Source organism: Reichenbachiella sp. MSK19-1, assembly GCF_003590315.1.
Classification (GTDB): domain Bacteria; phylum Bacteroidota; class Bacteroidia; order Cytophagales; family Cyclobacteriaceae; genus Reichenbachiella; species Reichenbachiella agariperforans.
Genome location: NZ_MIER01000002.1, coordinates 639,847 through 653,753, shown reverse-complemented (window position 1 = coordinate 653,753; position 13,907 = coordinate 639,847). Strand labels below are relative to the sequence as shown.

Sequence of the window (13,907 nt, the reverse complement as noted above, 5' to 3'; positions counted from 1 at the left end):
AAATAAAATAAAAATGATGAAAACAAAATACCTCCTTCTCAGTGCAGTCATCCTAATAGTTGCGGGCTGTGGAGACTCAAAGCAAAACAAAACGTCCATGAATTCTGAAAAAGAGATTACACAGAGGCCCTTAGAAACTGTTTTGAATGAACGCAAGATGAATTTCCTAGAAAATGCATCAGAAGAAAAAAAACAACAGAGTGCTGCAGGAATAGAGTCTATAAGACAAAATAAAATCCAAGAGAATGCACTTCAAGTAGGTGATACAGCGATAAACTTTTCTCTTCCAAACGCAACGGATAAAACCATCACGCTTTATGATGAACTAGAAAATGGCCCAGTTATTTTGATGTGGTACCGCGGGGGGTGGTGTCCATACTGCAATTTGACACTCCGACACATGCAAGAGTCGCTCCCTGATTTCAAAAAGTATGGTGCAAACCTACTGGCTGTATCACCTCAACTCCCCGATAGCTCTATTTCCACCAAGGAAAAAAACGAATTGGAATTTGAGGTACTAAGTGATTTGGACAACAGGGTTGCACACCAGTACAGAGTAGCATACAAACTCACCGACGACTTGATCAAAAAATATCAAAATGGATTTGGACTGAGCAATTACAATGGGAATGACAAGGGAGAATTGCCCATAGCTGCTACTTATATAATAGGACAAGACAGAGTCATTAAACATGCTTTTCTAGACCCTGATTATAGAAACAGAGCAGAACCAGTCGATCTCATCGAAGTGTTAAAAACATTGAAATGAAAAAGATCTTAGATCAAATATTGAACGCCATGGCAATCTTTGCCATGGCGTTTTTTGCCATACCCAAATTGCTAGCAAAACCACAAAGCATAGCTGGTTTTCAACAATTTGAGAAAGCCATAGGCGTAGACGCTGACTTTTTTAGATTATTCACAGGAGTATCAGAGTTGGCGATGGCTGCTATGATATTAGTTTTTGCCATACAAGGAAATAAGACTGTTGGTAAGCTAGCCTTCTCTTTTTTACTGATCACGATGATCACAGCACTAGGCTTGGAATTCTTTGCCAGGCCAGAACCCAAAATGATACTTGTGATCATCGCAACCCTGTTGGCTGCAATCTCTATTTACAAGTTGAACGCTAAGACCCAATAAAAAATCACCATGAAACTAAAAGACAAAGTAATAATCGTAACAGGTGCCTCCAGAGGAATAGGCAAAGAAACGGCACTCCTTCTAGCAAACGAAGGTGCCAAAGTGATCATAAATCATTCGAACAGTGCTGCTGACGCACAAAAAACAGTAGATGAAATCACGAAAAAAGGAGGCAAAGCACTGGCAATCAAAGCAGATGTGAGTCAGAGAAAAGAGACGACCCGCCTGTTTGATGAAGCGATAGCTGCCTATGACAAAGTAGATGTATTGGTAAACAACGCTGGCGTCATGGTTTCCAAGCTACTGAAAGACAATTCGCAAGAAGACTTCACAAGACAGTTTGATGTCAATGTACGAGGTATCTTTAATATGCTGCAAGAGGCTAACAATAAACTTGCAGACAATGGAAACATTATCAACATATCATCGAGCACGGTCAAGCTAATGTTCCCCACCTATGCCTTGTATTCCGCATCCAAAGCAGCAGTAGAACAAATGACTCGTGTTTTTTCAAAAGAAATAGGAAGAGGAATATCGGTAAATGCCCTAGCACCAGGTGCAACAGAGACCGATCTATTTCTGGAAGGTAAATCACAAGAAACGATAGACAAACTCAGCGCAATGAATGCCTTCAATCGACTGGCAAAACCCATAGATATAGCCAAAGTCATTCTCTTTTTAGCCAGTGATGATTCCAAATGGATTTCTGGACAAGTCGTAGGTGCAAATGGTGCTTTGATTTAGTTCTTACATCGGTAATCTCCATTCCCTTTTTTAAACGATAAAGATTCGATGGATCCCCATATCGACTCTTTATCGTTCCATTCATTCCCCACTTCAATTCCCTAATTGACCGCCGTTCAACAGCCACTTACATATTTATAACATCATGTGCTTTCTGCCTCATTCCGATGTTGTACATCACATTCCCCGCAAGGGTACAGAGAAACATCGCCGTACCGACTGGCACCAAGTCATCGGCGTGGAACAGTGCGATAACACTACCTACTAGAAACCCCAAAACAAACCTAGAAATCCCTATCGCAGCGTTGGCCGACGAACTCACCTTGGGGTTGTGATTCAAGATGACCGCTGTGCCATTGCCAAACACCAACCCAAGACTACCGATAAAGAGCACGACACCTCCGAACACTCCCCAAAACGAAGGTTCGTCTAGGCGGACAGACACGAATAGAATCACGCCCGCCACCAACTGCAACAGCATCCCCGCACGCAGAATGTATCTCGGACGATAGTATTTGAGCAACTGCGTATTGACGAAGGACAACATGACATTCAAAATGATGTTGGCGGCAAACAAATACGGAAAGTAATCCGGATCAACCGCGAAGAAATCCAAATAGATAAAGGATGCACTAGTGATGAAAACATACATCCCAGACATGGACAGGCTAATCGAGAACAAGAATATAATCGATTGGCGGTCTTCAAAGAAGGTCTTGTACTTGTCAAACAACTGTCGTGTCGTGAGTCTCCGCGTGATCAAGGCTTGATCCCTAGATTCGGACACAAAAACCGAGAAGACCAGAAACAGCACACATGAAAAACCAAACAGAAAGTAAAAGACCGACTCCCAACCAAAATGACTGATCAAAACAGCGCCTAACACAGGAGCAATCAATGGTGCAAGCATCATCATCATACTGGTGATGGTCACCAGCCGAGCGACATGCTTGCCTTCGTACCAGTCACTGATGAAGACATTGGAGGTGACTGTGGCAAAACCTCCACCAAATGCCTGCAAGACCCGCAGCACCAAGATCACCTCAATCGAAGTACTGACAGAGATCAGCAAAGACGAAAGCCCATAGAGCCCTATCCCTAGCAGAGCCACGGTCTTGCGACCAAACGAATCAGACAGCGGCCCTCCTATAAAGTTCCCGATGGCAAACCCTAGAAAATACAGCGTAATCGTAAGCTCAATGACGCTGAGATGCACGCCAAACACCTCTGCCATCATCGGCATAGCGGCTAGGTAAGTATCTATAGCAAACGGCGATAGTGTCACCAGACTGGCCAACAAAATCGTAATCAGGAATGACTCCTTAGGTATTTTCCAACTTCTCATTCTTATTCGACGGGTTCAAATCGGTCTGTACAGACCATAGGGGTTGTTGTTCGTCTCTCTCATCGTGCAGGTCGCAATGATATCGCATTTAGACACTAGGTCAAACCACTTTTCCACCAGTGGCAATACAGGTATCACTCCTTATCGTTATACTCTATACAGATCAGAAGGTTTGGTCACATATGCTACCTGCTCTTTCGATGATAAATAGTGGATACTATCCCCATAAGAAATACCTGCTATTGAGCAATATAAATCTCTATTTCTTTTTTCATCTGAGCGAATCCCTTCACAAATAATTTTCTCAATTTAGTATGCACGCATAATATATTTCATATATATTTGATATTGTTATGCATGCATAACAGACCACAAAAAACCGAACATCATAAAGTTAAAGCATATGGAAGCCCAAACAGCAAAAAGATCTATCAAAGGCGGAGAGTTCCTCATCAGAGAAACTGCCGCTGCAGATATTTTCATTCCTTCGGAGTTCACCGAAGAGCAAAAGATGATGGCGCAGGCCACCAAGGATTTTATCGACAAAGAAATTCAGCCAGTTCGTGAGAAGATCGAAAAGCAAGAAGGCAACATCGTACCTGACCTGATGACCAAAGCGGGTGAGCTCGGCCTACTGGGTGTATCCATCCCCGAAGCGTACGGCGGGCTGGGCATGAACTTCAACACCTCCATGCTGATCGCAGACATCATCGGCGAGACGGGTTCGTTTTCGACGACCTACGGAGCTCACACAGGGATCGGTACACTCCCTATACTCTACTATGGTACCGAAGAACAAAAGAAAAAGTACCTCCCCCTCATCTCATCGGGCGAATGGAAATCCTGCTACTGCCTCACGGAACCAGACGCTGGGTCAGATGCCAACTCTGGCAAAACCAAAGCAACACTATCTGATGACGGCAAGCACTACCTCATCAACGGACAAAAAATGTGGATCTCCAATGCGGGATTTGCAGATCTATTCATCGTCTTTGCGAAGATCGATGATGACAAAAAACTCACGGCTTTCATAGTCGAAAAGACATTTGGTGGGATCACGATGAACGACGAAGAAGTGAAGTTGGGAATCAAGGGGTCATCGACCCGCCAAGTTTTTTTCAACGACTGCAAAGTCCCCGTAGAAAACATGCTCTCTGATCGAGAAAACGGTTTCAAAATCGCGGTAAACATCCTCAACATCGGCCGAATCAAACTCGGTGCGGGTGTACTCGGAGGGTGCAAGGAAGTAGCAAACTACTCGGTCAACTATGCCAACGAAAGAAAGCAGTTCAACACGGCGATCTCTAGCTTTGGCGCTATCAAGCACAAGCTCGCAGAGATGGCCATCCAAACTTGGGTCACCGAAGCGGCCTCCTACCGTGCGGGTCAAAACATCGACGATTGCATCGCAGATCTGATTGCCGACGGCATGGAAGACGGACAGGCCAAACTCAAGAGTTTTGAGCAGTTCTCTATCGAGTGCGCCATCATCAAAATCATCGGATCAGAAGCCCTCGACTATGTAGTCGATCAAGGCGTACAGATCTACGGTGGCATGGGGTTCTCAGAAGACGCCCCTATGGCACGTGCCTACCGAGATGCACGGATCACACGCATCTACGAAGGCACCAACGAGATCAACCGCATGCTCATGGTCGGTATGATCCTCAAGCGCGCGATGAAAGGCGAGCTCAACATCATGGAACCTGCCATGGCAGTCGCCAAAGAATTGACTGCAGTGCCGTCATTCGACATGCCGGATATGTCCAAGCCCTTTGCCGAAGAAAAAGAAGTCCTCAAGCGACTCAAAAAATCCGTGCTCATGGTAGCGGGTAAGGCTGCACAGACTTTCGGCCCGGCATTTGAGACGGAGCAAGAGATCATGATGGATGTAGCGGATATGATGATTCAGATCTACGCTGCTGAGTCCGCTGTACTACGCGCGGAGAAGCTCGTGTCTATCCAAGGCGCCGAAGCGAGCAAACTGCAAATCAATGCCGCCAAAGTGTACCTCTACGATGCAGCAGACAAAATCAACAAAGCAGGCAAGGATGCCATCGCATCGTTCACCGCTGGAGACGAACAAAAGGTCATGCTGATGGGATTGAAACGATTCACCAAGACGAACCCCGTCAACGTGAAAGCACTCCGACGTGAGATTACCGATCAAATGATCGCCGAAAACAAATACACTCTTTGATTAAACCAATTAATTAACCCAAAATTGATTGTTTGGTTTAGCCCTTTGCGTCTACGATGCGAAGGGCTTTTTTATGTCCCGCCGAAACCTTCCTTTACCCAAAGTTGGTGTACAATGACTGATAGCGTTTGACTAGGTAAAACGATGAAGTCAACCTACCGCAATCAAACAACACCAAAAAAATGGTCTCAGGAGCAGGAAATAAATGACTCCAAACCTGCCGGGAGTTGAGAGGGAAGTCCAGCGGGTCTACATCCAAAACCGTAGGGAATATCTCAGAATAACCGTTAGCTCCCCCCAAAGAGGCTCTGTGCTCTAAACGAGGAAGACCTCAGACCCCTGCAGTTGCATTGCCTAGGCAGCCCAAAAGGAGGATTGGCATGTTTTCATGGCAAGCAGATGACATTGCGGGGAACGATCAGATATGGCGATGTGACTCTGTGGTATTCTACCGCTTCCCGAGTGAATCGGCGGAGCATGTTATGGCATTGATGGGGTCACACAGCTATGGGCATTGTTATCCTTCTTTTCAATCAACAAATGTTTCTTTGATTGCTTGTTTGACTTCTGAGATTTCTTTATCAGAAAGCTTGTCATAGAATTTGATAATTCTTTGCTTGTCGATCGTTCTGATTTGATCGAGTACAACCCAACCTTATTTCTTGTTTTGGTAAACTTGGATTCTTGTTGGGTAATTATGCAACTTAGTAGTCATCGGAGCAACCGTAACTGTTTTGATGTTGAAGTTTAGTTCGTTTGGAGATATTATCACTTATGGCCTTGTCTTCAGAAAGCAGAATACTTAACTAAACACAAAAACGGTTCGAGTTCACACAAGAACCGCTATTGCTTTTATACATTGTTACCTGCTGCCATTTTTTTTTAAAATATCTTTATATTATTCTGTAAATGTGGTTTTTGTCAGTTCTAGGCTGCCATTCCACAGGTCTTTTTGAAAATGCTTGTTGTAAGAATCAACAGATGTTTTAACCACTTTACTGTCTGAGAAATAAATTCCTTTTAAGTCTTTGTACTTTTCAGAATACGCAAGGGTTGCTAAATTTTTTCCTGCTTGCGCTGGTGTATGGATATTGCTTTTGAATAAGGTCAAAACAGGGAAGATATTTTTCCATAAAAATCGCATGACAGGTGTGTAAGTTCTTGCAAGTCCTGTACCTGGTGTTAATCCTGGATCGTAAGCATTTACCCTAATGTTTGTTTTTTTTAATCGCTCTTGTAATTCGTATGTCGTCATTATGTTGCACAATTTTGACGTGGAATACCTTCTTTGTCCAACTATGTTGGGTTTTTCGGAAGTTTCTTTTGGGTAAGCAAGTTCTTGGGCACTTGTATAAATAGGAGGTTCTATGGGTGTTTTTAATGCTGGGTCGTGAGTCTCACTAGATGTGAATGTTATATGGCCGTTATTTTTCATGAAGGGCAGTAATTGCATTGTCAAGGCAAATGCACCTAAATGATTTACACCAAATGTCTGTTCAAATCCGTCTGTGGTATATTGCGTTTCGCCAATATTCTGTACGCCTGCATTGTTTATCAAAATAGAAATGGATAGTTCTTTTTCTCTTGATAATTTCTCCGAGAATTCACGGATAGATTGTAATGAAGCCAAATCCAATTCCAAAGACGTTAGGTTTTTATGACCTGTTTTGTCCCTTATCTTTTCAATCACTTCTTTTCCTGCTTTTATATTTCTGGCAGGAATGATAATTTGTTCGTTTTTGGCCATTCGAGCCATTTGTAAGGCACACTCATAACCAATTCCGCTGGTTGCTCCTGTAATAATTATTGAATCCATATTTTTTTGCTTTTTATTTAAATGATGAAGCAAAGTTCAGCGCTTCAAAAGCAAAAACTTTTGCCATTTGGCAAATAATGAATTCATGTATATTTAATTCATTTTAAAGGTTACATGGAATTCGTACCGAAAGCCTTCGGTGCTCATTTCAGATGCTTTTTCTAATTCTACTTAGTGATGATTGTGTGATCCCCAAGTAGGATGCAAGATAGGAAAGCGGAACTCTATTAGCTAAATTCGGAAACTTTTCAAGAAAATTTAGATACCGTGTAGTGGCATCCTCGGCTAACATTGGGCTTAGTTTATTTACTTTATCAACCAATGCTTTTTCGGTTATTTTATTGATAATACTGTCCCATTGAATGATAGTAGCTGATAAATCATTAAGTGATTCTGTAGAAAATACAAGCAGTGTACAATCTGTTACAGCCTGTACATATTCCGAAGATGGGATTTTTTGATTGAAGCTGTATATGTCCACTGCAAAATTGTTTTCATCAACAAAGTATTTGGTGATTTCATCTCCTTCGCTGTTGTAGTAACAAACTCGAAAGATGCCTTCTTCTATGAATGCTACTTGTCTTGGAATTTTCCCTGCTTCAGAAAAGTAATTGCCTTTTTTCAACTCCAATACCTGTGCTTTTCTCTTTATCAAGTCAAGTTGCTGTTGATTTAGCTGCCCAAATTCCAACAGATAGTTTATTAATTTGTCCATAGTCACAAAGATTGTCATTGCATTTTATTCGGAATTTGTCAAATGGCAAAAAGGGTTGATTGATTTTGGTTTTGCTCCATTTGGATGGGTTTTCTGGTTACCGATAACGTTTAGTACATGAGAAGTAGGCGATTTCGAAGCACTTAACTTTCGATTAAGTACAGAGTTTTACACGAGCCTATAGCCTGATTTTTTATATACATTGTTAGCTGTAGTGGTTTTCGGTTCGCTGTTGGTTTAGTTAAAGGATTGCCTGAATTCCAGAGGGGAAAGGTTTGTTTTTGACTTGAAAAGCTTGCTAAATGATTGAGCGTGTTCAAACCCCAGTTCATAGGCAATTTCGCTCACCGTAAAATTTGTCGTAGACAGCTTTTCTTTGGCCTTTTCAATGAGTTTACTGTGTATGTAGTGCTGGGTACTTTGCCCAATCAAAGAACGTAAAAGGTCGCTTAAATAACTTGATGAAATATTGAGCTGTTCAGCAAGAGACTGTACGGTCGGAATCCCTTGAGTTAAGGTTTTATTATTGTTGAAGTAATCATCTAAAATTTCTTCCAACTTCTGTAGCAAGTCGTTGTTTACTACTTTTCGGGTGATGAATTGTCTTTTGTAATAGCGGTTGCTATAATTCAATAATAGTTCTATCTGTGAGATGATTACATCTTGGCTAAAATCATCAATTCTACTTCGTAATTCCTCATCAATTATTTTGAATATTGAAAATATAGTCTCTTTCTCCTTGTCTGAAATATGTAATGCCTCGTTGGTCGCATATCCAAAAAAACCAAATTGCTTGATTTTATTTGCCAATGGATAGCTTAACAAAAAGTCAGGATGAATGAGTAATAAAAAACCTGTACTCGGTTGGTGATTCAATTCAAAAACTTGATTTGGTGCGGTGTATATCAATCCGCCTTCGCCAAAGTCATAATAATGTTGTCCATATTTAGCTTGTCCGCAAAGGGTTGATTTATAGGATATTTTGTAGAAGTTAAGGATATAAGTATTTCCTAATTCTTCTGGTAAAATTTTGATATCCTTAATGTCTGTAAAACTTATCATCGGGTGCAACGGCTTTGGTAAGCCAAGCACCCGATGCAAGTCGGATAAAGATTGAAATACTTGAAAATTGTTTTTCCCTTTTTTCATATTATGAATTTACAAAGTATTTGGCTGGCATTCTACCAAGGACATTCGCCTGTCTGTGGATTATATTCTTCACTAATGAATTTCCCTGTCGGCCCATCTTCGTCAATTGTGGCATATTTTGCAATGCGAGGCTGTTCTGATTTACCTAATAAACCTCCAAATGCTTGGGTAACTCTCACCACGCCATACAAGCTTGGTGTCGAACACAGTTTGCAATTGGTCAATGGTTGTACTCAATGCTTGTTGTGGCATTCCGCCATTAATACCTGCATTGTTTATAAGTGCGTCCTACACATCTGTCTTTTTACCTAATTCGATTCTTGCTTAATCCACCGAAGCGGTATCGTTTACATCTAAATGAATAGATTCGGCATTTGTTACCCCTTCATTTTTCCGTTTTTCTATGGCAAGATTTCCTCTTTCAATGCTACGACTACCTATATAAACATAATACCCTTGTTGCAATTGTTGTCCAGCTGTTTCAAATCCAATACTTTTATTGGCTCCTGTAATTAGTGCTTTTGTCATTGCTTATAAACTGCTGCGAATTCCTTGACAAAATCTGTCATTTTCACCTTGCCTAAGTTTGGTTTGTTTTTATAAAAATCTTCGTATAATGTGCCACTTCCTTGTGCGGCTTGCATTTCTATAAAACCTTTAGCAACCCACTCATTCATCCCTGACGCCAGTACACCACGCAGTAACTCTTCAGCCGGTACAGTTTGCCATTTCAAATCTGGGTTTCCTATAGCTTCTCCTAAAATTGTAGCTACCTCATTGGGTGAAACTTCATCACTTGCTATATAGCGAGAGTTTCTGCCATCAAAAGGTTTCTCCATTTCTTCTACAATAGCATCTGCAATATCTAATGGTGAAACCCATGGCTCTTTTTTGTCGCCACCATAACTTTGCATAATAGCTCCATCGGTCTTGATACTTTCCATAAACCTGAAAAGATTAGGATAAAATGCAACAGGTCGCATAAATTTGATGGACACATCAGTAGGCAATTGATTCATTATGTCCTCAACACCATTATAAACAGAAAGGCTGCCAATACCTTGGTTAGTATGTGCCCCGACACTACTCAAATGCACCACTTTTTTTACACCTGCCTGTTTGACGGCTTGCTTATACTTGCTGGCAATTTTGCTGAATTCAGTAGGGAAGTCTATGTTTTTGTCAAAGATGTTACCTATGGCATCCCAGGCTATCATCAAGTAAACAACATCAGCATCTTTAAATGTTGTACTTAAAAAATCAACATCCTGCATACTGCCGATTGCTGCTTTTGCCCCAAGAGTTTCGATTTCTTTTTGTCTATCGGTTTTACTGCTAATAACGGTTACCGAATGCCCGATTTTTACTAAACTTTTTGTTAGTGGTTTCCCAATACGGCCCAATGAGCCTGTCAATACTATTTTCATATCTCTCTTTTAAATTTTGAAATACAAAAGTCGTATGGCTGGTTTTGCGAAATGTGTTCTAAATGAGGATTTGTGTAGTCAAAATGAGAATGGAATCAAATATTTATATAGGTTATTGAATTCGGGTTGTTTTTGTTGCCATTACAGGTAACGCCTGTCTATGTCACGTGGCGCTTAAGTGATTTAATGTTTCGGATACAAAGTAGGGAAAATCGGAGATTTTCCGCATATCCTTTTCACCCTCATGTGGAAAATAGGAGATTTTCCCGGGCTAGCAGAAAGCAGCAAAGTTTACCTCACCGCTAAGTCGCCATGGGATATAGACCATGTTACAGTTCTTTTTTATACGTCAATACTGATCGTCACTTTGCCGCCAAGACCTTTTTCAACAATATCATAGAGAGTCTTGAGTGTTAAGTTACTTCCGTCGTTTTCAACTCTTGAAATGTAGGTTCTTTTCTTGTCAACGAGTTCTCCTAGTTGTTCTTGAGTCAGATGTTTGTCTTCTCGGGCTTTTCTTAAAAGCAGTCCAACAGAGAAACTTGAGGCTTCTCGTTCCAACTGGTCACGTCTTGTTGTTCCTTCGACTCCATAGACGTCATCTTTGATTGATTTCCACGATTTAGTTTCCATGATTCTTCGGTTTATCGTTGTAATAGTCTGACTTCAATTTAAGTGCTTTTTGTATTTCGTTCTTAGGTGTCTTTTGGGTCTTCTTCTGAAATCCATTTAATAGAATCACCAATTTTCCCTTGTCGAAGAAGCAAAATACTCGCCAAATGTTTGAGCCCAGCTTAATTCTTGCTTCGTAAAGACCGTCTGTATTTTCAAGATACTTGAGGTATTGGTTTGGTATTCGTTCCAGAGTTTCAATAGCCTCAATTATTTTGAAGACTTTATCTTGAACCTTAATTGGCTGGCTCTTAAGAAAGTCCTCAAAGTAATGTTTGTATGCTATTACTTCTCTGATTTTGTTCACACGACAAATGTAACTTAAAAGTTACTAATCAGCAAAATAGTCATGAACTGTAACGGTTTAGTATAACCGTCAGTTACGGGTTAAATTAGGTAGTGTAAAGTAAACTCTGTCTGTTTTTTTTATTCATTAGGTTTATGGTCTAAATCTAATGGTAATCTATCCCCAAATTTAATCGCTAGTTGTTGTACTGTCAAACTCCAGTTTTGTAATGGTGATGTCCATTTCTTTTCAATGTTTCTAGTGGCCAAGTAAACCAACTTTTGGAGTGCCATGTCAGAGGTAAATGAAGGATGAACCGCCCAGTACGAGAACCGTACGCTGGGTGGTGTGAGAGGCGCACTGGCGGTCATTTGACCGTCAGCCGTCTACTCGATTGGAGCACGTTATTTCTAATTGAGTTGTGCGATTCTCCAAATAGAAGTTGCTTGTCTTGCCATCCATTTTTGATGTTCGGCAATTCTTTCTGGATTCCACTCACTATTCTCGTTTGCGACTCTCAGTGTAAGGAAAAATTCACTTTCTTGATATTTAGCTCTCTTGGTCAAGAAGTCAGCATTCCCCAGGTCACGATTGACACTTTTATTTAAGATGGTCATATTGCCAAGTCTATAAACAAATTGATCATGATCTCTGTCTTCAATGTTATCCCAACCTTCTTGGATTGATTCTGGCATTATATGTTCCAGATTATATGAATCACTCTCAAAATCGTAGGCATTATTTGAAACATGTTTTTCAATTTCAAATAAAATATATCTAACAACTCGTTTATTTCTAGCTTGAGTAGTTCTAAGTTCTTTTTCTGAAAAATCAGCCCTGAATCTATCATCAGAAACATACAATGTTCCTAGAGCGATTATTAAATCTTGTAAAGTGTTTTTTGAATTAGTTGAAAGTTCAACGGCCAATCTGTTATAAACTCTTTCTTGCTCGTTTGTAGCAAGATTACCTATGATATTATATCTAAATGAAATAACACAACATGATCTCAATAAGGATGTAAAATCTGCTTCGGAAAATTTCTTATACCCAGATAGAAGAAGTGGATAAAGTTGACGAACATTAAACATCCGAAGTGTTTTGATATATTTCTTTTGTTCATTAGTCCACAATGCATCCTCACCACTCGGTAATGCAGCAAAAATGTGAGCACTACTTTCAAGATCTCGCATCAAACTAAACACTTCACCTTTGGATGAAATACTTTCTCTTATTCGTTTAAACAACTCTGAATGCCTAACAAACTTATTCTGACTATTCCAATAAGTTCTCAGAAAGTCTGGTAGGCTATCGCTACCAATTAAGCCAACAAGTCTCTCCCAACGATTATCAAGTTCAGTCATCTCACGTTCATCAGAACCGTTATTATGAACAACTGCAAATAAGTAGTTTTTCAATAAATCTGTTGATGAGAGTTTTACTCCTCTGGCATTCAGTGTTTCGAATACTTTATACGCATTCAACTCATCATTGACGGTAATCACTGTGAAGAATAATTTATCAGAAAGTGAGTCAATATATTGGGCGAGCACATCACCTCTTCTATTGCTAGAAAATTTATGTTTTACAGCATTAAAAAACCAATCGTAGGCTTTTCTCATCAAATGTTCTGTTGCCTTAAGGTTTCTTTTTGGAGCAGCCTCCAAAGGCACTAGGTATGTTTGATAAAGATTGTTATTATTCCTATTCAGGTTGAGTTTACTTTTTGGAATTAGGGTTACAGGATCCAAATAACCTATAAAAGTACCGCGAAGTTGATCGAGTCGCTGTTGATTCTTTTCTGGTTCTAAGCCATCTTCTATTAGTTTCTTTAGATTTCCTAAAAATGCTAAAACTAAAATACTTAAAGTAGTAAGTCGTTGTTGACCATCAATTACATCAAAATTCTTACTATCCTTCGATTGCAATACAAGATATCCCATGTAGTGTTCCTCTTCTCCACCTTCTTCGAATAGTCCTTCAATATCTTGCCAAAGATCATCCCATTCTGTTGGTGTCCAACTATAGTCTCTTTGAAATCTCGGAACAGAATAAATGAGACCGTTTCCGACCAATTGTCTATATGTTCGATTTGATGTATCTAAGTTCATGGAGTAAAGTTACGCACCCAAGTACTCAAGTGCTAATTAGTTGCAGCTATGTGCTCCAACATTTGTGTAAAGTGCACAGTGCACTATATATCTGCTATGTCTTTTATACTGTTCTTTATTTTTCTACGTAGTGACAGCTCTCAATAGGGCGAATAGCCCACAGGGTAGAGATAGCTGCACACTTCGAAGATAGTGATAGTCTAGTGACCAAACAACAATCCTAGGTTGATACCTACTTGCTCCAAAAACCTACAGAAGGGCTATTCGGATTCCGAGTAATGCCTCAGGCGAAGAGTTCA

Annotated in this window: 14 protein-coding genes and 1 pseudogene; 4 read left to right on the top strand and 11 right to left on the bottom strand. The window is 40.4% G+C overall.

Annotated elements, in window-relative coordinates; genetic code table 11:
• Positions 1 to 13 precede the first annotated feature (13 nt).
• From BGP76_RS02880 to BGP76_RS02870, 3 genes are read left to right on the top strand one after another with little or no spacing between them, the layout of a single operon-like run.
• Positions 14 to 769, top strand: coding sequence for a peroxiredoxin family protein (locus tag BGP76_RS02880; RefSeq protein ID WP_255416043.1), 756 nt, complete (start codon positions 14 to 16; stop codon positions 767 to 769).
• Positions 766 to 1,143, top strand: a complete 378-nt coding sequence (locus tag BGP76_RS02875; protein WP_119843526.1) for a DoxX family protein — start codon at positions 766 to 768, stop codon at positions 1,141 to 1,143. Before BGP76_RS02880 ends, BGP76_RS02875 begins: the two co-directional genes overlap by 4 nt.
• A gap of 9 nt (positions 1,144 to 1,152) precedes the next feature.
• Complete coding sequence (locus BGP76_RS02870; protein ID WP_119843525.1) at positions 1,153 to 1,887, top strand: SDR family oxidoreductase; 735 nt, start codon at positions 1,153 to 1,155, stop codon at positions 1,885 to 1,887.
• A 127-nt stretch (positions 1,888 to 2,014) separates the two neighbouring features.
• On the opposite strand, the gene BGP76_RS02865 is transcribed toward BGP76_RS02870, so the two are convergent.
• The gene (locus BGP76_RS02865; RefSeq protein ID WP_119843524.1) at positions 2,015 to 3,232 is read right to left on the bottom strand and encodes a multidrug effflux MFS transporter; all 1,218 of its coding nucleotides are present in this window, start codon (positions 3,230 to 3,232) and stop codon (positions 2,015 to 2,017) included.
• 403 nt (positions 3,233 to 3,635) lie between these two features.
• Here BGP76_RS02865 and BGP76_RS02860 point away from each other — a divergent pair, with 403 nt between their 5' ends.
• Entirely contained in the window at positions 3,636 to 5,432 is a 1,797-nt protein-coding gene (locus BGP76_RS02860) for an acyl-CoA dehydrogenase family protein (RefSeq protein ID WP_119843523.1), read from the top strand.
• 94 nt (positions 5,433 to 5,526) lie between these two features.
• On the opposite strand, the gene BGP76_RS20120 is transcribed toward BGP76_RS02860, so the two are convergent.
• The 10 genes and pseudogenes from BGP76_RS20120 to BGP76_RS02805 all read right to left on the bottom strand — a co-directional run bounded on the left by BGP76_RS20120 (position 5,527) and on the right by BGP76_RS02805 (position 13,608).
• Complete coding sequence (locus tag BGP76_RS20120; RefSeq protein ID WP_147407353.1) at positions 5,527 to 5,733, bottom strand: hypothetical protein; 207 nt, start codon at positions 5,731 to 5,733, stop codon at positions 5,527 to 5,529.
• A 228-nt stretch (positions 5,734 to 5,961) separates the two neighbouring features.
• Positions 5,962 to 6,204 (bottom strand): annotated as a pseudogene (locus tag BGP76_RS20420) (type II toxin-antitoxin system PemK/MazF family toxin).
• 126 nt (positions 6,205 to 6,330) lie between these two features.
• Positions 6,331 to 7,248, bottom strand: a complete 918-nt coding sequence (locus BGP76_RS02845; RefSeq protein WP_119843521.1) for an SDR family NAD(P)-dependent oxidoreductase — start codon at positions 7,246 to 7,248, stop codon at positions 6,331 to 6,333.
• A 148-nt stretch (positions 7,249 to 7,396) separates the two neighbouring features.
• A complete protein-coding gene (locus tag BGP76_RS02840) occupies positions 7,397 to 7,963 on the bottom strand; it encodes a Crp/Fnr family transcriptional regulator (RefSeq protein ID WP_185146833.1) in 567 nt (188 codons plus the stop codon).
• Positions 7,964 to 8,200: 237 nt separating this feature from the next.
• Positions 8,201 to 9,112 (bottom strand): AraC family transcriptional regulator, encoded by a 912-nt coding sequence (locus tag BGP76_RS02835; RefSeq protein WP_119843519.1) that lies wholly within the window; start codon positions 9,110 to 9,112, stop codon positions 8,201 to 8,203.
• A 324-nt stretch (positions 9,113 to 9,436) separates the two neighbouring features.
• Entirely contained in the window at positions 9,437 to 9,640 is a 204-nt protein-coding gene (locus tag BGP76_RS20465) for an SDR family NAD(P)-dependent oxidoreductase (RefSeq protein WP_255416041.1), read from the bottom strand.
• A complete protein-coding gene (locus BGP76_RS02825; protein ID WP_119843518.1) occupies positions 9,637 to 10,539 on the bottom strand; it encodes an NAD(P)H-binding protein in 903 nt (300 codons plus the stop codon). The genes BGP76_RS20465 and BGP76_RS02825 overlap by 4 nt, the downstream gene beginning before the upstream one ends.
• A gap of 342 nt (positions 10,540 to 10,881) precedes the next feature.
• Entirely contained in the window at positions 10,882 to 11,172 is a 291-nt protein-coding gene (locus BGP76_RS02820; RefSeq protein WP_073119508.1) for a helix-turn-helix domain-containing protein, read from the bottom strand.
• Entirely contained in the window at positions 11,162 to 11,518 is a 357-nt protein-coding gene (locus BGP76_RS02815; RefSeq protein ID WP_073119510.1) for a type II toxin-antitoxin system RelE/ParE family toxin, read from the bottom strand. The genes BGP76_RS02820 and BGP76_RS02815 overlap by 11 nt, the downstream gene beginning before the upstream one ends.
• Before the next feature lie 389 nt (positions 11,519 to 11,907).
• A complete protein-coding gene (locus BGP76_RS02805; protein WP_119843517.1) occupies positions 11,908 to 13,608 on the bottom strand; it encodes a DUF262 domain-containing protein in 1,701 nt (566 codons plus the stop codon).
• Positions 13,609 to 13,907 lie beyond the last annotated feature (299 nt).

Excerpts from the sequence above, each read along its gene's own strand:
- BGP76_RS02825 (WP_119843518.1), bottom strand. The coding sequence starts at position 10,539 with ATGAAAATAGTATTGACAGGCTCATTGGGCCGTATTGGGAAACCACTA.
- BGP76_RS02880 (WP_255416043.1), top strand. The coding sequence starts at position 14 with ATGATGAAAACAAAATACCTCCTTCTCAGTGCAGTCATCCTAATAGTT.
- BGP76_RS02865 (WP_119843524.1), bottom strand. The coding sequence starts at position 3,232 with ATGAGAAGTTGGAAAATACCTAAGGAGTCATTCCTGATTACGATTTTG.
- BGP76_RS02870 (WP_119843525.1), top strand. The coding sequence starts at position 1,153 with ATGAAACTAAAAGACAAAGTAATAATCGTAACAGGTGCCTCCAGAGGA.
- BGP76_RS02875 (WP_119843526.1), top strand. The coding sequence starts at position 766 with ATGAAAAAGATCTTAGATCAAATATTGAACGCCATGGCAATCTTTGCC.
- BGP76_RS20465 (WP_255416041.1), bottom strand. The coding sequence starts at position 9,640 with ATGACAAAAGCACTAATTACAGGAGCCAATAAAAGTATTGGATTTGAA.
- BGP76_RS02835 (WP_119843519.1), bottom strand. The coding sequence starts at position 9,112 with ATGAAAAAAGGGAAAAACAATTTTCAAGTATTTCAATCTTTATCCGAC.
- BGP76_RS02860 (WP_119843523.1), top strand. The coding sequence starts at position 3,636 with ATGGAAGCCCAAACAGCAAAAAGATCTATCAAAGGCGGAGAGTTCCTC.
- BGP76_RS02845 (WP_119843521.1), bottom strand. The coding sequence starts at position 7,248 with ATGGATTCAATAATTATTACAGGAGCAACCAGCGGAATTGGTTATGAG.
- BGP76_RS02805 (WP_119843517.1), bottom strand. The coding sequence starts at position 13,608 with ATGAACTTAGATACATCAAATCGAACATATAGACAATTGGTCGGAAAC.
- BGP76_RS02840 (WP_185146833.1), bottom strand. The coding sequence starts at position 7,963 with ATGGACAAATTAATAAACTATCTGTTGGAATTTGGGCAGCTAAATCAA.
- BGP76_RS02820 (WP_073119508.1), bottom strand. The coding sequence starts at position 11,172 with ATGGAAACTAAATCGTGGAAATCAATCAAAGATGACGTCTATGGAGTC.